The sequence below is a fragment of the Noviherbaspirillum galbum genome, assembly GCF_010974945.1.
GTDB lineage: Bacteria > Pseudomonadota > Gammaproteobacteria > Burkholderiales > Burkholderiaceae_D > Noviherbaspirillum > Noviherbaspirillum galbum.
In genome coordinates this window covers 12,601-29,700 of the sequence record NZ_JAAIVB010000072.1, presented here as the reverse complement: position 1 = coordinate 29,700, position 17,100 = coordinate 12,601, and the positions used below count along the sequence as shown (strand labels likewise).

The 17,100-nt window shown below is 61.2% G+C and carries 17 protein-coding genes; 9 read left to right on the top strand and 8 right to left on the bottom strand.

Going from position 1 to position 17,100, the window contains the following annotated elements; translation table 11 throughout:
* Window positions 1-170: 170 nt before the first annotated feature.
* Window positions 171-461 carry a hypothetical protein gene (locus G3574_RS20880; protein WP_163967481.1) on the bottom strand — a complete coding sequence of 97 codons (291 nt, stop codon included), beginning with the start codon at window positions 459-461 and terminating at the stop codon, window positions 171-173.
* Window positions 462-825: 364 nt separating this feature from the next.
* Here G3574_RS20880 and otnI point away from each other — a divergent pair, with 364 nt between their 5' ends.
* The 5 genes from otnI (at window position 826) to G3574_RS20855 (ending at window position 5,324) form a co-directional block, all read left to right on the top strand.
* A complete protein-coding gene (gene otnI / locus G3574_RS20875; protein ID WP_163967480.1) occupies window positions 826-1,638 on the top strand; it encodes a 2-oxo-tetronate isomerase in 813 nt (270 codons plus the stop codon).
* 166 nt (window positions 1,639-1,804) lie between these two features.
* Window positions 1,805-2,401: a PEP-CTERM sorting domain-containing protein gene (locus G3574_RS20870; RefSeq protein WP_163967479.1), complete on the top strand. Its 597-nt coding sequence runs from the start codon at window positions 1,805-1,807 to the stop codon at window positions 2,399-2,401.
* Between the two features lie 294 nt (window positions 2,402-2,695).
* The gene (gene uraH / locus G3574_RS20865) at window positions 2,696-3,049 is read left to right on the top strand and encodes a hydroxyisourate hydrolase (protein WP_163967478.1); all 354 of its coding nucleotides are present in this window, start codon (window positions 2,696-2,698) and stop codon (window positions 3,047-3,049) included.
* A gap of 16 nt (window positions 3,050-3,065) precedes the next feature.
* Entirely contained in the window at window positions 3,066-4,268 is a 1,203-nt protein-coding gene (locus tag G3574_RS20860) for a urate hydroxylase PuuD (RefSeq protein ID WP_163967477.1), read from the top strand.
* Window positions 4,269-4,502: 234 nt separating this feature from the next.
* Entirely contained in the window at window positions 4,503-5,324 is an 822-nt protein-coding gene (locus tag G3574_RS20855; RefSeq protein WP_163967476.1) for a Crp/Fnr family transcriptional regulator, read from the top strand.
* Window positions 5,325-5,379: 55 nt separating this feature from the next.
* Here the strand turns inward: G3574_RS20855 and xseB are convergent, their stop codons facing one another.
* Together xseB and G3574_RS20845 are read right to left on the bottom strand one after the other, a co-directional pair.
* Window positions 5,380-5,616: an exodeoxyribonuclease VII small subunit gene (xseB, locus tag G3574_RS20850; RefSeq protein WP_205609864.1), complete on the bottom strand. Its 237-nt coding sequence runs from the start codon at window positions 5,614-5,616 to the stop codon at window positions 5,380-5,382.
* The gene (locus G3574_RS20845; RefSeq protein WP_163967475.1) at window positions 5,609-7,543 is read right to left on the bottom strand and encodes an exodeoxyribonuclease VII large subunit; all 1,935 of its coding nucleotides are present in this window, start codon (window positions 7,541-7,543) and stop codon (window positions 5,609-5,611) included. Before G3574_RS20845 ends, xseB begins: the two co-directional genes overlap by 8 nt.
* Between G3574_RS20845 and G3574_RS20840 the strand changes: the two genes are divergently transcribed.
* On the top strand, window positions 7,514-8,110 hold the full coding sequence (locus tag G3574_RS20840; RefSeq protein ID WP_235953540.1) for a DUF2141 domain-containing protein: 597 nt from the start codon (window positions 7,514-7,516) through the stop codon (window positions 8,108-8,110). The two genes, G3574_RS20845 and G3574_RS20840, sit on opposite strands and share 30 nt — an antisense overlap.
* A gap of 17 nt (window positions 8,111-8,127) precedes the next feature.
* Here G3574_RS20840 and G3574_RS20835 read toward each other — a convergent pair whose 3' ends face one another.
* From G3574_RS20835 to G3574_RS20820, 4 genes are read right to left on the bottom strand one after another with little or no spacing between them, the layout of a single operon-like run.
* On the bottom strand, window positions 8,128-9,186 hold the full coding sequence (locus G3574_RS20835; protein ID WP_163967474.1) for a VWA domain-containing protein: 1,059 nt from the start codon (window positions 9,184-9,186) through the stop codon (window positions 8,128-8,130).
* Window positions 9,183-10,130, bottom strand: coding sequence for a DUF58 domain-containing protein (locus G3574_RS20830; protein WP_163967473.1), 948 nt, complete (start codon window positions 10,128-10,130; stop codon window positions 9,183-9,185). The genes G3574_RS20835 and G3574_RS20830 overlap by 4 nt, the downstream gene beginning before the upstream one ends.
* A complete protein-coding gene (locus tag G3574_RS20825) occupies window positions 10,105-11,133 on the bottom strand; it encodes an AAA family ATPase (RefSeq protein ID WP_235953539.1) in 1,029 nt (342 codons plus the stop codon). Before G3574_RS20825 ends, G3574_RS20830 begins: the two co-directional genes overlap by 26 nt.
* A gap of 16 nt (window positions 11,134-11,149) precedes the next feature.
* Window positions 11,150-11,809: a S1C family serine protease gene (locus G3574_RS20820; protein WP_407941690.1), complete on the bottom strand. Its 660-nt coding sequence runs from the start codon at window positions 11,807-11,809 to the stop codon at window positions 11,150-11,152.
* A gap of 55 nt (window positions 11,810-11,864) precedes the next feature.
* On the opposite strand from G3574_RS20820, the gene G3574_RS28850 reads away from it, so the two are divergent.
* On the top strand, window positions 11,865-12,047 hold the full coding sequence (locus G3574_RS28850) for a hypothetical protein (protein ID WP_328804823.1): 183 nt from the start codon (window positions 11,865-11,867) through the stop codon (window positions 12,045-12,047).
* Between the two features lie 707 nt (window positions 12,048-12,754).
* On the opposite strand, the gene G3574_RS20815 is transcribed toward G3574_RS28850, so the two are convergent.
* Entirely contained in the window at window positions 12,755-13,663 is a 909-nt protein-coding gene (locus G3574_RS20815; RefSeq protein WP_235953538.1) for a LysR family transcriptional regulator, read from the bottom strand.
* Window positions 13,664-13,865: 202 nt separating this feature from the next.
* Between G3574_RS20815 and G3574_RS20810 the strand changes: the two genes are divergently transcribed.
* Window positions 13,866-14,993: an alkene reductase gene (locus G3574_RS20810; RefSeq protein ID WP_163967471.1), complete on the top strand. Its 1,128-nt coding sequence runs from the start codon at window positions 13,866-13,868 to the stop codon at window positions 14,991-14,993.
* Between the two features lie 518 nt (window positions 14,994-15,511).
* Window positions 15,512-17,077, top strand: a complete 1,566-nt coding sequence (locus tag G3574_RS20805; RefSeq protein WP_163967470.1) for an ArnT family glycosyltransferase — start codon at window positions 15,512-15,514, stop codon at window positions 17,075-17,077.
* Window positions 17,078-17,100 lie beyond the last annotated feature (23 nt).

Genomic DNA, 17,100 nt, shown 5'->3' with positions numbered 1-17,100 from the left:
TTGGTTACCGGACCTGAGGATGGTTATTCACTGGTCGTTATGGCGAAGACATCATCAGGCAATCGCCAATTTCTACCATCGCCGCCGCAGAGTGCAGCCAGCATGACTTACAGCTGTAGTACTAAGAAAGTTCCGGGCACGCAGATGCGGCGCGCCCGGCAACGATAGGCTCAGGAGCGCATCGCCTTGGGAACGACGGTGCTGATGCGGTGTTTCTGGCGCCTGTCACCCATGCGCTCGCGCAATTCCTTGATCGACAGGTTGGTGACCTCATGCATCCGGAGGAGCATGGCCGAACCGACCGGCAGCCGGCGGTGCCGTATCTTGCTGATCAGCGGCGGCGCCACTTCCAGCACGCGCGACAGGGCGGCATCATTCTTCAGATTCAGGTCCTCGATCAATGAATCGAGGAGACGGTTAGGATCGTAGTTGATTTCCTGAGGTGCCTGCGATGTCGTCATGGTCAATATTCTTGGATGGGTGGATGAATGACTTTCTGCACGCATTGCGATGCCGAGCCCGCGTGGCCGCGCCTGCAGTACCAGTCAGAAAATTGTAATTCGCCCGGGAAGGATGGTCCCGATATTCAACAGGCAAATTGATGCATGGCAAATAATGGCCTGCGGGTTTAATTTTCTTCCATGCCACAAGAGTCCATTCCTCGCTGCAAGCGGATGGGGAATGATGGCATTGCTGGCAGAACGGGAATGCATGCCATGATCTCCCGTACGCCACGCCTCCTTCCATCCGCCTGCGATTTGCGGGCAATGTAGAATCCGTGAAAGACCGTTTCCCGCTTGCCGCCAACCTGAGGATAGACATTCCATGCCTAAATTTGCCGCCAACCTGACGATGATGTTCAACGAAGTTCCCTTCCTGGAACGCTTCGAGGCAGCGGCCAGTGCCGGCTTCGGTGCCGTCGAGTTTCTCTTTCCCTACGAGCACTCCGCGGAAACCATCGCCGGCCTGCTGGGCCGGCACGGACTGCGCAATGTGCTGTTCAACATGCCGCCGGGAGACTGGGCTGCGGGGGAACGAGGCATGGCTTGCCTGCCGGGGCGGGAGGAAGAATTTCGCGCGGGCGTCGCCAAGGCAATTCATTACGCGCTGGCGTGCGGAACGCCGAACCTGCACATGATGGCGGGTCTGCTGCCGGCCAATGCCGACCGGGCGCATCACCGCGCGGTGTATGTCGACAATCTGCGCCACGCTTGCGAAGAAGCCGCGAAACACGGCATCAACGTGCTCATCGAACCCATCAACACGCGCGATATCCCGGGATATTTCCTCAACCTGCAGAGCGAGGCCCATGCGATTCGTGAAGAGGTGGGCAGCCCCAACCTGAAAGTGCAGATGGACTTCTACCACGTGCAGATCGTGGAAGGCGACATCGCCATGAAGCTGAAGCGTTACCTTCCCCATGTCGGTCACATCCAGATTGCCGGCGTCCCCGACCGCAACGAACCCGACGTCGGCGAGGTGAACTACCCCTATCTCTTCGATCTGCTGGATTCCATCGGATATGGAGGGTGGATAGGATGCGAATACCGTCCGGCGCAGGGCACGGTGGAAGGACTGGGCTGGCTCCAGCCTTATCTCGACCCGGAAAGGAAAGCCACCGGCACGGCGCCATGCTGACCTTGTGATGTCGGAAAACTTAACATGTCAGTAATGGCCGTTACTAATACCTACGCAAGCCATTGATTTCAAATGATTAAATGATGCGGCACGACCTTTGCTAAAGATTGGTGGCGGCGCGATGCGGCGCGAACCCGACTCCCACTCATCGGCAAAAGGAAAACCCATGAAAGTAAACAGCTTGCTCAAGGCAGCCGTTCTTGCTGCCGCAGCCTTCGGCGTCCAGGCTGCCAATGCGGCACTGGTTTCCTGTCCTTCCTCCTTCGTGACCGACCCGACGGCCAAGGTAGAGGACAGCACCGGCACGCATACGGCGGCGAGTGCCTGCCAGTACCTCACCCCGGCCGACAGCAGCAACGTTGCCTCGATCTCCAACATCAACGCCGCCGGCTTCTTCGGCCATTCCGACTGGACGGGGAACGGCTCTAACCTGCAGATCGAAGCCGCCAGCTCGGCGGGCACCTGGGCAATCACCGGCGCCAACTTCGCCGCGAACGACTACATCATCGTCTTCAAGGATGGCTCGGACACCAACCTGGTGGCCTTCCTGCTGAATGAACTGTATTCGTCCGGGACCTGGACCACGCCGTTCACCAGCGCGATCTTCAATTTCAACGGCAACTCGCAATCGCATAACGTGTCGCACTACACCATTGCCCAGCGCAGCAATCCGAGCCGCGTTCCCGAGCCTGCACCCCTGGCACTTCTCGGCCTCGGCGCGCTGGCATTCACCATGGCACGTCGCCGCAAGGACCAGTGCTAAGGCATTGGGCCTCTCCTGAATCAGCTTGCTTTCCTTCTTGCCGGCGCAGATGCGCCGGCTTTTTTATGCCCGGGATTCATGCTCGCGCGCGTTCTGCCTTGTATCATGGTGCGGCCGCTCAGCCTTCAAGCCCATCGTTGCGCCTTGCACCTTGCGCGATGCCTTGAGACGAAATGCGCCAAGGCAAGATATATCGACTATATCGCCGTCACGATCTCCTGACTGGCGGTATTGCCTACAATTCTTGCATCCGTCATCTGACGCACCTTTTTTACGACAAAGGCAAGCACGGGAATGGGACGCCTCACCACGCATGTCCTTGACACTGCCAATGGCATACCAGGTCAAGGGATCCGAATTCACCTGTACAAGGTCATCGACAACCAGCGACAACACCTGCTGGAAAAGCTCACGAACGCCGATGGCCGCTGCGATGGCCCGCTGCTGGAAGGCGACGCCTTCGCTCCTGGCGTCTACGAACTCGACTTCCTGATCGGCGACTACTTCGCCGCACGCCTGCCCGCGCTGGCGGAACCGCGCTTCCTCGACGTCGTGACGCTGCGCTTCGGCGTGGCCGACGCTTCCCAGCATTTTCATGTTCCTCTGGTGGCCAGTCCCTGGAGCTATTCGACGTATCGCGGCAGCTGAAAGGGAAGCACGAACAATGGAAGCCCACCTTCTCGACTGGAGCAACCTGCTGCTGCGCTGGCTGCATGTGATCGTTGCCATCGCCTGGATCGGCTCGTCGTTCTATTTCGTCTGGCTCGACAACAGCCTGACGCCTCCGGAAGATCCGGAGCTCAGGGCGAAGGGGGTCAACGGCGAACTCTGGGCCGTGCATGGCGGCGGCTTCTATCATCCGCAGAAGTACCTGCTCGCGCCGAAACAGCTTCCCAAGGACCTGCACTGGTTTTACTGGGAATCGTACAGCACATGGATGTCGGGCTTCGCGCTCTTTACCGTGCTCTACCTGTTCAATCCCCGCGTCTTCCTGATCGATGCCAGCGTCGCCAACCTCGCGCCGGCGGCGGCCGTCGCCGCTGCCCTCGCCTTCCTTGCCGTCGGCTGGCTCGTCTACGACGGTTTGTGCCGTCTTTTGCAGGGAAAGGATGGCTTGCTGGCGGTGCTGGTGGCCCTATTCGTCGTCGTTGCCGCGTGGGCGGCCTGCCACCTGTTTTCCGGGCGCGCCGCCTTTCTCATCGTCGGCGCGATGATCGCCACCATCATGAGCGCGAACGTCTATTTCTGGATCATTCCAGGGCAACGCAAGGTCGTGGCAGCCATGAAGGCAGGCGACCCGGTGGACCCGATCCACGGCAAGCGCGGCAAGCAGCGCAGCGTCCACAACACTTACTTCACCTTGCCCGTCCTGTTCGCCATGCTGTCGAATCATTACAGCATGACCTATTCCCATCCCTACAACTGGGCGGTGCTTGTCCTCATGATGGTCGCAGGCGCGCTCATCCGGCAGTTCTTCGTGCTGCGCCACAAGGGCATCACCAATCCCGCCTATCCCGCGGCGGCTATCGCCATCCTCGCCGGCCTCGTCGCATGGACCGCGCCGCAGGCAAGAACGGCACAGGCCGGCCCATCGGCGGACGCCAGCCAGGCCGCCGCGCCAGACCTGGCGCAGGTGCAGGCAGTGATGCAGGCGCGCTGCGTCCAGTGTCACGCCGCGCAGCCCACGCTGATGCCCGCTCCCGCGAAGGGAATACGACTGGACACGCCGCAGGAGATTCGCTCCCACGCGCAGCTCATCTACCAGCAGGCAGTGGTCCAGAAGTCCATGCCACTGGGAAATGCCACGAACATCACGGATGATGAACGCGCGGTCATCGCAAGGTGGTTCGAGAACGGCGCCAAGTGAAGCACCAGACAGCAGTAGACCGGTAATGAGAGGCCTGCCGGCAGGCAGGGCCGGCCCGGGCAGATGAAGAGTGCTTGCCGCTGCGCGGCTTAGGAACATTCCTACACGGACCGATGTCTTGCCGACACGAATTTTAGGCAATGCACGGATAGTGCCCCGGTGGCATTCGTTTCATACTATGTTCCAAGGTGGGCGGCATGTGCTGTCCCGCCGGCAGACCAACAGGAGCGTGCCATGATCCCGGATCTTTCTTCCCCGCGTCCCCATGCCTTTCCTGATGCGGCTCGCCCGATCGGCGATCCTTCCTGGCAGCGCACGGCCAAGCTCTGGTCCACCCTGAAGGAAGTATGCGACCTGCTGCGTATTCCGGTGACCACGGCGGTCGCCATGCAGGAAGACCTCTTCCAGCACGTGCAGTTCAAGGCCGGCCAGCGCATCCATACCATCGGCCAGCCCTTCGACGTGCTCTACGTCGTCAATTCCGGATTTCTCAAGACCGTCATGATCGATGCCCACGGCAACGACCAGATCCTGAGCTTCCCCATGAAAGGCGACCTGTTCGGCGTCGACGGCATTCATGCGGCGCGCTACGAATGTGAGGCGGTTGCCCTCACCAATTGCGACGTCATCCTCATTCCCTTCAAGAAGTTCAGCGCGCTCGGCCGCGCGCATCCGGAACTCGAGTCCGCCATCTATGGCGTGATGAGCCGTGAACTGATCCGCGAGCAGACCATGGCGAGCATGCTGGGTTCGCTGTCGGCGGAAGCGCGCGTGGCGCGCTTCCTGGTCTACCTCTCGGAACGATTCGGCGAACTTGGCTACTCGGGCAAGCAGTTCAACCTGCGCATGACGCGAAACGAGATCGGCAGTTACCTCGGACTTACCCTCGAAACCGTCAGCCGCACCTTCTCGGCATTCAACGAAATGGGCCTGATCTCCGTCGACCAGCGTGCCATCGACATCAAGGACTTCAATGCGCTGAAAACAATGCGCCGCCTGCCGGCGTCACGCAACCGCAAGGAAAAAGCCGCCGCTGCACAGCAGGCCGCGGCTTAGGGTGGATGTCAGCGGCGCCCAGGTCCGCCGCTGACATCCGCTTCAATCGGAAGCGTCATTCCGCTGCATCCCCCAGTCCGGCATCTTCCTTCAGGTGCTCGGCCAGCACCGCCCTGACGGCGGCAATCCTTTCCTTGCATACGGCATAGGCCGCCGCGCTCTGCTGCACGATGGGCACCAGCGCATCGATATCCAGGTCATCCTGATTGCGCAACTTCTCGGCATTCGCCTTGAGCGTCTGGTAAGCCTCGTTGAATCCCTGCACCTGGCTGTCAGCCATTTTTTCAGCCATTTTCCATTTCTCCTTCACCATGGTTTTTTCCCCGTGCACGCTTGTTCGCTTTCACGGGAACGGGACGGACCTTCAATGCGCCATCCCTGAATGTAATTTCCAATTCCGCATGCCCGTATGCGGCGGCCATGCTCGACACCGGCACGGCGTTCACCGTGACCATCGCGAATCCGCGCTTCAAGGTCGGCTCCACGCCATGCGACATGATCGATGCAATCTTTTCCCGGGATGACTCTTCGGCTGCGGCGAGCATTGCGCGCGCATGATGCCGCACGTCGCCGGCATGCCGGTGTGCATCGCGTTCACGCCGGTCCGTCAGCAGGCGCACATGGATTGCCGCTTCCTGCCAGCGTGCCTCGACCTTGTCGGCGCCAGCATTGGCGATCCGCGCGGCGGCTTCATTGATCCGGTTGTGCTGCGCGGCGGCGTCCTTCGCAGCGGCAGCGAGGCAGCGCGATGCCGCTTGCATGACCTCGGAATGATGCTGACGCAAAAGAATCCCGCCGTTTCCGATCGCGCCGCGCGCGGCCGCGGCGATGGCAGCGTAACGATGCCCCGCTTCCTTGTCCGCGATCGCAACGGCCGCGGTCATGCGCTCCGCGATGCTTGCCTTCAATGCGGTCGTTCCCTTGTCCGCATGGGTCAGCGCGGTTTCCGCGCCAGAGCGGATGTCGCGGTATGACGTCCGGACGCGTTGCTCCGCCAGCGCCAGCGCACTGGACGCCGAAGACCGGATCTCGGCGTCATGCTGGCGAATGCGGGTCTGCGCGGCATAAAGGCGCAGCTGCGCGCCGGTGCGCAGGTCGGCGTGCAGCCGCAGGACATCTGCGCGCGCCCTGCCCTCGATGGCAAGCGCCGCATGGCTGATCGTTTCCCAGTCGCGCAGCGCCTGCAGCGCCCGCGTGGCGATGCATTCCTTGATGTGTGCAATGACCTTCGATGGCGTGCCGAAAGACCGGTTCGCGTATTCGTCCATGATGCAAACGTCGCGTTCATGCCCAATGCCGGTGAGCACCGGGGCATGGAAACGGCAAACCATCTTGGCCAGCAGAAGCTGGTTCAGCCACTGCAGGTCTGTCTGGGCGCCGCCGCCGCGAATGACGACGAGTGCGTCCACGGGCGCCAGCACGTGGAATTCATGCGCATCGATGAAGGCGCGGCGCAGGGACTCCTCGCATTTCTCGCCCTGGAAGACCGCGTGAAAATATTCGAAATGACACAAGCCTGCCCGCTGCAACGCGTCCGCCGTCACCTGGAAATCGTCGAGTCCGGCCGCGCCATGCGGCGCGATCACGCCGACACGGCAGAAATCCGCGGCGGCCGGCAAAGCCTTGTTCTTGTCAGCGATTCCCAGGCCGTCGATCGCTTCGCGGATGCGCTTCAACCGGGCATGCATGTCGCCCAGCGTATAGCCCGGGTCGAGATCGACGATCACGAGGGAAAAGCCGTGCTGCGGGTGGTACTGGGGCTGCGCCAGGACGAGCACCTTCATGCCCGTCGCCAATTCAGTGCCCGTCGCGTCGACGAATTTGCGGCCGATCCGGCTCGCCTGGGCTTTCCAGATCACCGCACGGCACTTCGCCAGTTCCTTGCCGTCTTCGTCACGGTCGACCGCATCGAAATACACATGACCGCCCGATGCCCGCAAGCCGCTGAATTCCAGCCGCACCCACTCCGGCGAGGGATAGACATGGCTGATCGCCGCCGTCAGGCGCATCAGCATCTGCCCCAAGCTCATGGCGGCCTGCGTCGTCGTCAACGCTCCAGGCAGCGCCGCCGCCTGCGCGCCAGTGGGAAGCCAGCGGTCGAATTTCGCGAGTTCCTGCCCGGGCGGCACGAAGTAATGCCCGGTTTCCGTGTCCAGCATCGCGCCAAGCGTCAAGGCATGACGCGTCTCATGGCTGGGGATGGAAAGAAAGGTTTTCATCCCGCAAGCATATCGCTTGTCCGTGCCGAGGAGTTTGACGGTCATCGCAACTTTTTTGCCGCTTATGCAGGGATCGCTTGTTCGCGGCGTTGCACTGCGGGTAAGCTGTGGCCAGCCAACCAACCGATGATTGCCATGCCGTCAGCTGCCAAGCGTTTGTCTTTCGCCAAGCCTTTCTCCGCATTGCTTGCGCTGGCAACGTTTTCCTGCATGGCGGCCGACCTGACCGTCGTGGTCAAGGGAAAAGGCAAGGGCGAATATTTCCTCGCGCTGCATGACACGACCGACTCCTGGATGACCGGAAAGCGGCCGTTCCGCCTGGAAAGCGGAACGTATCAAGATGGCATCGGCATCAACATTAAGGATGTCCCCGCGGGCGAATATGCGGTGAGCCTGTTCATCGATGAAAATGGAAACAAGGCCCTCGACAAGTATCCCATCGGCCTGCCGCGGGAGCCCTACGGGTTTTCGAGAGACGCCTTCGGCTGGTTCGGTCCGCCCGGATTCAAGGACGCGGCATTCGAGCTGCGCACGCCAGCAATGTCGACCACCATCAACCTGCGATGAGGCAGTAACGATCCCCTCTACAGCACGCGATTGAACCAGAGCAGCGAAAGCAGCGCGGACAGCAGCGCCAGGCAGGCGGCGACGGCCGCAAACAGCGCCGTCGTCTCGGTTTCCTTGCGTTCGATGGCGATGCGCGAATTCAGCGACTTGTAGATCCGGTTCAGGTCCTCGGCCGTGCCCGCATAAAAGTATTCTCCCTTGGTGACCGAGGAAATTTCCTTGAGTGCATCCTCGTCCAGGCTGGTATGCATGGACCAGCCGTCCGCCGTCACGATCTGGCCCTCGACGGTGCCAAGGCCGATGGTGTAGACCTTGACGCCGCGCTCCGCCGCCAGCTGGGCGGTCTTTACCGGCTCGGGGCCGGTCGTGGTATGGCCATCCGTCAGGAGGATGATTGCCGCATTGGCATACGAACCCGGTGCCACCGGCTTGAAATCCCGTGCAGGCTTTTCCCTTCCGGCTCTGCTGTCGAGGGACGAGCTTCTTTGATCGCGGGAGGATATCCGGCCCGGATCAGCGCTCGTCAGGTCGAATTCCGCATCCGGAAAGATGGCTTTCAGCGATACCAGGATGCCGCTGCCGACCGCGGTTCCATACTGTAGCTGCAAGCGGCTGACGGCATCCAGCAGGTCTTCCCGGTTCGTGGTCGGAAGCTGGATCATGCTGGCCGTGCCGGCGAAGCTGACCAGTCCCACCCGCGTATCGCCTGGTTGCTGGTTGACGAACGCCTTGACGGCGCTGATGGCGGCATCGAAGCGGGTTGGCTTGACGTCGTTCGCCCGCATGCTTCCGGACACGTCGATCGCCAGGATCATGGTCTTGTATTGCGACGGCAGGGTCACGACAGCGACGGGCCGCGCAACGGCCAGCAGCATGCCGGCGAACGCCAGCAGGAAAAGAAGAGGCGGCAAGTGCTGCCGCAGGCGCTGCCCCTGGCTCATGGCCGCCTTGACCGTTGCCAGTCCGGCATACTGCATCGCCATCTTCTTGCGCCTGCGCAGGATCGCAATGTAGAAGAGCACGAGCAGCGGCAACGCCAGAAGCGTCCATAACAGTTCGGGCCAAAGAAACCTCATGACGCCCTCCATGGTTGGGCGGAGCCACCCGTCGCGAGCCGGCTGGCATGCTTGCGGAGATCGGAGAACCGATACAGCGCATCGACGATATCATCCTCGGTTGAGATTTCGAGCACGTCAACGCCAGCCTCCGCGAAGCTTTCCCGAAGGCGCTCCTCGCGCTCGCCCACCGCGGCGACGAAACGGCTGCGAAAGCCCGCGTCATGCGTGTCGACCAGGATCTGCTCGGCGGTCTCCGCATCCTGGATGGTCAGCAAGCCGAGATCCGGCAAGCTCATCTCGAGCGGGTCGTAAAGCCGGATCGCGATCACATCGTGCCGGTGCGTGAGCGCCGCCAGTGGGCGCTCCCATCCCGGCTCGGAAATGAAATCCGAAATCAGGAAGACCAGAGAACGCCGCCGCGCCACGCCTGCCGCCGTTTCCAGCAACTGGTGCAAGCGCGTGCCCGCCCTTGAGCCGGACGTTGCCGGATCGGGCGGCTTGCATCCATGCATGCCATGCAGCAGGCGCAGGATCTGCTGGCGGCCGTTGCGCGTGGTGAGTACCGAATCCTTGCCCGCGCCGTACAGCACGGCGCCGAAACGGTTGCCGTGCCGGTTCAGCACGCTTGCCAGGACGGCCGTCAGGTAGATGGCCTGCATGCGCTTGCTGACCTGCTGCGAGCCGAAGTCCTCGGATCCGCTGAGGTCGAGAAGGAACCATGCGGTGAGTTCGCGCTCCTCGTGGAACTCCTTCACATAAGGAGTCTGCATGCGCGCCGTCACGTTCCAGTCGATGTGGCGGACATCGTCCTGGTACTGGTATTCGCGCAGGTCGGCGAGGTCGATGCCAATCCCGCGGAACAAGGTGTGGTAGTCGCCGTGCAGCAAGCCGTCGAGGCGGCGCAGGACGGTCATCTCCATGCGCCGCAGGAGCGCTTCAGGCGTTGGCGTCGATGCGGACATGGCTTTCGAGTACCTTTTCCGGTGGCGGGAAGCGCTTGAGGATGCGCAGGATCAACTGGTCGGCGGTCACGCCGTCCGCCAGCGCTTCGTAGGACAGTGATAGACGATGCCTGATGACGTCGGGCACCAGGTCGACCACGTCTTCCGGACGCGCGTGATGGCGCCCGCGCAACAGCGCCAGGGCGCGCGCGCCTTCGATCAGGTGGATGGACGCGCGCGGACTGGCGCCGCAGGAGATGTACTTCGAGAGATCGTTCATGTCATACCGCGCCGGGGAGCGCGTGACCGCGACCAGACGAACCGCATAGCGCACCAGCGAGGGGTCGACGTAACATTCACGGCAATGGCGCTGCAGGCGCGCAAGTTCGTCGGTGGTCGTCACGGCGGAAACGTCCTGCTCCCTGGCGGTGACCCGGCTCACGATCACGAATTCCTCTTCCTCGGTGGGATAGCTGATCAGCACCTTCATCATGAACCGGTCGACCTGCGCTTCCGGGAGCGGGTAAGTGCCTTCCGTTTCGATCGGATTCTGGGTGGCCATCACCAGGAAAGGCTGCGGCACCCGGTGGGTCACGCCCGCGATGGTCACCTGGCCCTCCTGCATGACTTCCAGCAAGGCGCTCTGTACCTTTGCGGGCGCGCGGTTGATCTCATCCGCCAGCAGCAGGTTGGAGAACACCGGCCCCAGCGTGGTGCTGAATTCACCGGTCTTCTGGTTATAGATGCGCGTTCCGATCAGGTCGGCGGGCACGAGATCCGGCGTGAACTGGATCCGGTGGAAGCTTCCGCGTATCGTCTTGGCCAGCGTATTGACCGTGAGCGTCTTTGCCAGCCCGGGCACGCCCTCCACCAGCAGATGGCCGCCCGCCAGCACCGCGACGAGCACCCGTTCCAGGAAGTGGTCTTGCCCCACCACGACCCGCTTCACCTCGTACAGGATGCGCTCCATCTTGCCGGCGATTTCCGACCGGCTCTCTCCGAAACTGGCTTCCGAGTTGTTCATGACTCTCCTTTGCAGGTCAGAAGGGCGACATGCCGACGCCGCTTGCGGCAACTTCGATCGGTACGGCAAAGCCGATGCCGACGAAGGTACCTGGTTCATGGGGGCTGAGAATGGCGGTGACGATGCCAACGACTTCCCCATCCATGGTGACAAGGGGTCCGCCGGAATTGCCGGGATTGGCGGCGGCGTCGAACTGGATGAGGTTGTCGAGGACTTCGTTGTTGTCGGGCGAATGGTAGACGCGCTTCAGTCCGGAAACGATGCCCGATGAGGCAGAAGGCCCGATGTTGAAGGGGAAGCCCACAGCCATCACATGGTCGCCCACGAGCAGGCCGTGCGTGCTGCGCATGGTTGCCGGCAGCAGGTCGTCGGGGATGGTCTTCGCGCGGATGATCGCCAGGTCATGCTCCGGCATCCGCTTGACGACGTATGCCTCCGACTCGGTGCCATCGTAGAAGTCGACCTTCAGCGTATCTTCGCCGCCCTGCACGACGTGGAAATTGGTCAGTATCGTTCCATTGTTGACGATCACCACGCCGGTTCCCACGCCGCGAAGCTTGCCCTCTCCTCCCCTTCCCTTCGCCTTCTGCACCACGCGCACCACCGACGGCCGGATCCTTTCGAACGCGCGAGCTTCCGCAGAGGGAAGCACCGTGGTGCTTAGCGTATGCAACACGGCGGCATCGATGTCTTTCTGCGTCAGTTGCGGCGGCGCAAGCCAGGCTTGGTAAGTGAGGAAGCAAAGCGCCGTCAGCGAAGCAGACAGCAGCGCCAGCCAGGCGCTTGTCTGGTTCAGGCGCGGCTTGCTTTTCGGTGGAGTGACTGGAGTCGCGCTTTTCGATCCGGAAGCTATCGCGGGCGGCGGATTTTCAGTTCTCGTCGCCGAAGGCGATGGATTGCCGGGCGCGTCCTGACGCGGTGGCTGGGGAGTGCCTTCGCTCCGTTCGCCGAATGGGGCGGCGATTCGACTGCCACTGCTTTCATCGTTTCCCCCGGAATGGGCGGTACCACGCGGCCTTTGCGACGAGCGGCTGTATATCGGTGTTCTCTTCATAGGAAGCCCCTTCCCGTCCGCTACTGGCCGGGCCCATTTCGATAAGAGGCAGCCAAGGCACGCAAGTTTCGTGATCGTTTGTTGATCGCGGTCACGAAAATGCATCCCGGCGAGGTCGACATGGCAGGCGCTTGGGAAGCTATCGGGCGGTGGCATGGAAGCTCAAGGGCGAACCCGACCTTAAAATGATGAGCGACCTGGCAAGCTGGAATAAGGCGTGCCGCTTAGAAATATTTTTGCATTTTGAACATCCGCAAGCTTGACAAGCAAAACTTATTCACTGTCAAGTTCCGAGCGGCTTCTTGCCGGACTTAGGATGTCTGTGCAAAGACTTTTCACACCCACCCCACCCTAAGTCATTGATTCAAATGAAAATTTTGTTTTGCCCAAAAATTAGGCAAACTAATGAGGTCCGCATGAAACCTGCATTTCGGCGCGGTTTCCCTGAGTTAATCACAAAGTTATCCACAGGCAATGTGGGTATTCCAGAAACATTGTTTAATATCAAGTATTTGCCTACCGTATGTAAGAATTTCCTTACACCTTCGCAGGTACCACCGGCTGACCTCAGGTTGATGAGGTCGACAGCATTTCCGCGATGTCGGGATCTTGGGCGAATGCGTCGGCGAAGTAGGAGACGAACCGGTTGACCTTCAGCGAAGGACGGCGGGATGGCTGGAACACGACGTTCAGCGGTAGTGGCGGCGGACTGTATTGGCGGAGGATTGGCTTGATCCTGCCAGCACGCAGATCGTCACCGTACACCCATTGGGGAGAGTAACTGATCCCCAATCCGTCGAGCACAGCCTCGCGGATGGCTTCGGAGCTGTTCGACTGAAAATTTCCATTGACCCGCACGATCAGCTCCGGTCCGTTGTCCTGCCGGTAGACCCATTCGTTGACGTTCGCAAGGCCGGTGTAGATCAGGCAAAAATGATTCAACAGGTCTTGTGGGTGCTGGGGCTCTCCATAACGCTCGAGATAGGCGGGCGCGGCAAACGTGGCACGGTGCGCGGTGCCGATCCGCCGCGCGACGAGGCGGCTGTCCTTCAATTCACCGACCCGGAAAGCGACGTCGATGCCGGCGGCGACAAGGTCGATGAATCCATCGTCGAGCTGCAAATCAACCTTGATGTGCGGGAAGCGCGCATAAAACCCTTTCAGGCGCGGCACGATGTGCAGGCGTCCGAACGCCACCGGTGCGGCGACGCGCAGCATGCCCGTGATCGCATGCTCGGCCTGATGGACTTCGATGCGCGCTTCTTCGAGCATGTCCAGGACCTGCCGGCAGCGATCGTAATAAAGCTGCCCGGCTTCGGTCAGGGAATGGCTGCGCGTGGACCGTACGAGAAGCGTCGTCCCCAACTGGCTTTCCAAAGCCTGTATCTGTTTGCTGATCGCGGACTGGGTGGCCAATGCTTCGCGGGCCACAGCCGAAAAGCTCCCTGTCTCTACCACCCTCACGAAGGTTTCCATCAAGCGTAGCCTGTCCATACCCTTTCCTTATTCATTCCCATGCAGAATAAAACATATTGCCATGGCATGGGATTTAAATCCCCCGGGAATGACCATAATTGCATGCTGACTTGCCGCGCAATAAAACCGCCCCGTTCGGGTCTCTGCGGCGGCAAGGATGGAACCCCGAAATAACTCATTGATTGCAAGAGAGGAAAGAACCATGAATGCATCCGTCACGCCCTCCAGGGAAAGCATCGAGCAGGCGAAGCTGTTCCAGCCCGCACGCATCGGTGACATCGACGTGGCAAACCGCATCGTCATGGCCCCGCTGACGCGCAGCCGGGCGGACGAAGCGGCTGGGGATATCCCGGGCAGCAACCTGAACATCGAGTATTACCGCCAGCGCAGCAATGCCGGACTGATCATCAGCGAAGGCACCCAGGTATCGCCGGCAGGGAAAGGTTATATGGCGACGCCCGGAATTTATTCGGATGCCCAGGTCGAGGGCTGGAAAGCCATCACGCGCGCCGTGCATGACGCAGGCTCGAAGATCATCGCCCAGATCTGGCATGTTGGCCGCGTCACCCATCCTTTGCTCAACGGCGGACAGCAACCGATTGCTCCGTCGGCCATCAAGCCTGACGTTGTCGCCTACACCCACCAGGGCAAAGTCGAGGTTCCGGAGCCTCGCGCGCTGAGCGTCGATGAAATCAGGGAAGTCGTCGACGAATACCGGCGCGGTGCGGCGAACGCCATCCGTGCGGGCTTCGATGGCGTGGAAATCCATGGCGCCAATGGTTACCTGATCGACCAGTTCCTCCGCGACGGCGCAAACAAGAGGACCGATGCCTACGGTGGTTCCCCCGAAAACCGTGCCCGGTTTGCCCTCGATGTCGTGGATGCCGTCGCCCAGGAGATCGGCGCAGGCCGGGTCGGCATTCGCCTCTCGCCCGTCACTCCGTTCAATGATTTGACGGACAGCGATCCGCAGGCAACGTTTGGCTATCTGGTCGAGCAACTGAACCAGCGCGGCATCGCCTTCATTCATTTCATCGAGGGCGCAACCGGCGGACCGCGCGACGTTCCCGGCTTCGACTTTGCCTGGGCCCGCAGGACGTTCAAGGGAACTTACATCGCGAACAACGGCTATGACCGGCAGATGGCGATTGAGGCCGTGGAAACGGGACGCGCCGACGCCGTGGCGTTCGGCAGGCTGTTCATTTCAAACCCCGACCTCGTGCATCGCCTGCGGCAAGGCGCTCCGCTGAATGCGCCCAACCCGCAGACCTTCTATACGCCAGGCCCGGCCGGGTACATTGATTATCCGGCGCTGAACCAGGCTGCCTGACCCGCTGCACCGCCGCTCGTTTAGAGTGCTCTCCGATGACCGCGACGCCATGCACGTGGTCATAGCCTTCTCTCCTCGCGAAGCATAAGCAAGCCATGCGGATTACCTGCATGGCTTTCTTGCGCATTCTGTTTCCCCGCCCTTCCCGTTGCGGCGCCAGAAGCGTGATCATTCCCGCAAGTCGCCAGTTCGCCTTTTCCCATCTCGAAATGAACGCCATTTGTGATCCGATCCAACGTTTTCCCGTCAATTCCAGCAGTTTTTCCACAGATCAAGATTTATGCTCTAAACTCTTGAAAATATTCCAGAATTTGATCATCTGAAGTTTTCCAATCATGCATTACCCTCAAGGATCCAATCCGGACCTGCTCGCTAAAGCGCCTGCACTGACGAATCCCGCGGTGGTTGGAGACTTCGAGAAGTCAGCCCTACGTCAATTGCGGTCTCTCTGGCCACGCCCCAGGCTGGGGCAAGGCGTGCTGTTCCTCATTCTTGTCCTGGCTTACATCATTCCCGGCTTGATCGGCCACGATCCATGGAAGCAGGATGAAACCTATATCTTCGGCATCGTGCAGCACATGCTCGAGAGCGGCGACTGGATCGTGCCGAACGTCGCCAATGAACCGTTCATGGAAAAGCCGCCGCTCTACTATTGGGTGGCCGGGATCCTCGCCACGCTTTTCTCGCCCTGGCTGGCGCCACATGACGGCGCGAGGCTGGCGACCGGATTGTTCATGGGGCTGACCTGCGGGGCGTTGGCGTGGACCGGAAACCGCTGGTGGGGCAAGGGCCAGGGGCGCTTGAGCGTCGTCGCGATGTTAGGCAGTCTCGGGCTGGTCTTCTATGCTCACCTGATGTTGACCGACATCCCGATCCTCACCGGCTTCGCCTTGGCCTGCTGCGGTTTTGCCGTCTCGCGTGAACGCCCTGTGCTGGCGGGCGCGTTGCTCGGGACAGGCGCCGGCATCGGCTTCCTCAGCAAGGGCGTGCTTTCAGTAGGCGTGCTGGGATTGACGGCGCTGATCCTGCCCATCGCGTTCGCGAACTGGCGCCAGCGCGCGTATTTCAAGTCTCTTGCCGTCGCGGCGATGGTTTCCCTGCCTTGGCTGTTGATCTGGCCGGTGCAGCTCTATATCCGCTCCCCCGAGCTTTTCATCGAATGGTTCTGGCTCAACAACGTTGGTCGGTTCATCGGTTTTTCCGTGGCGACGCTGGGCGCGCCCCACAAGAGGGGGTTCTGGCTCGAGACCCTGCCATGGTTCGGCTTTCCCTGCCTGCCGCTCGCCGGCTATGCCGCATGGCGATTCAAGCACGAGCTGCGCACGGATGCGCGCATCCAGGTCCCCCTCGTCCTGTTCTCGGTCATGATGTTCGTGCTTGCGGTGTCCGCGTCGGCGCGCCCGAATTATGCCTTGCCGCTTCTCGTTCCCGTCTGCCTGCTGGCAACACCTGTCGCAAGCCGCATTCCCGGGCGGCTCAACCTGACCTGGGACTGGGGCTCGCGCCTGGTTTTCAGCGGCATCGGCCTGTTCATCTGGGGCATCTGGATTTCCATCATGGTCACCGGTGCGCCGCCATCGTGGCAATTCCTGGCGACCCACCTGCCCGACGACTTCAACCTGCAAAACAGCGCGGATGAAATCGCGATTGCATCCTCCTTAAGTCTGCTGGCGGTCCTTGCGTGGCGACGGGTGTCGCGCACAGCCGCCCGCGGACTGCTCAGCTGGACAATCGGCCTGACGCTCTGTTGGGGCCTGCTGGCCACCTTGTGGCTGCCCTGGATCGATGCGGCGAAAAGCTACCGCGACGTCTTCCTCTCGATGCACTCGGCTATGCCGCAAAAGCACCGCTGCATCGCCAGCGAGGGCTTGGGCGAATCGGAGCGGGCCATGCTGCGTTATGTCCTTGGCATCAACACCCAGCGGCAAGAAGTCGTCGACGGTTCCGACTGCGACCTTCTGCTGATCAACGGCCTTGCGAAGAACCCGCCTGCCGATATCGACACCTCCCGGTGGAAGCTTGCCTGGGAAGGTGCCCGGCGTTGCGACAGGAGGGAACGGTTCTGGCTGTACGTGGCTAAGTGACGGCCCGGGAGGGCCATGGCCTA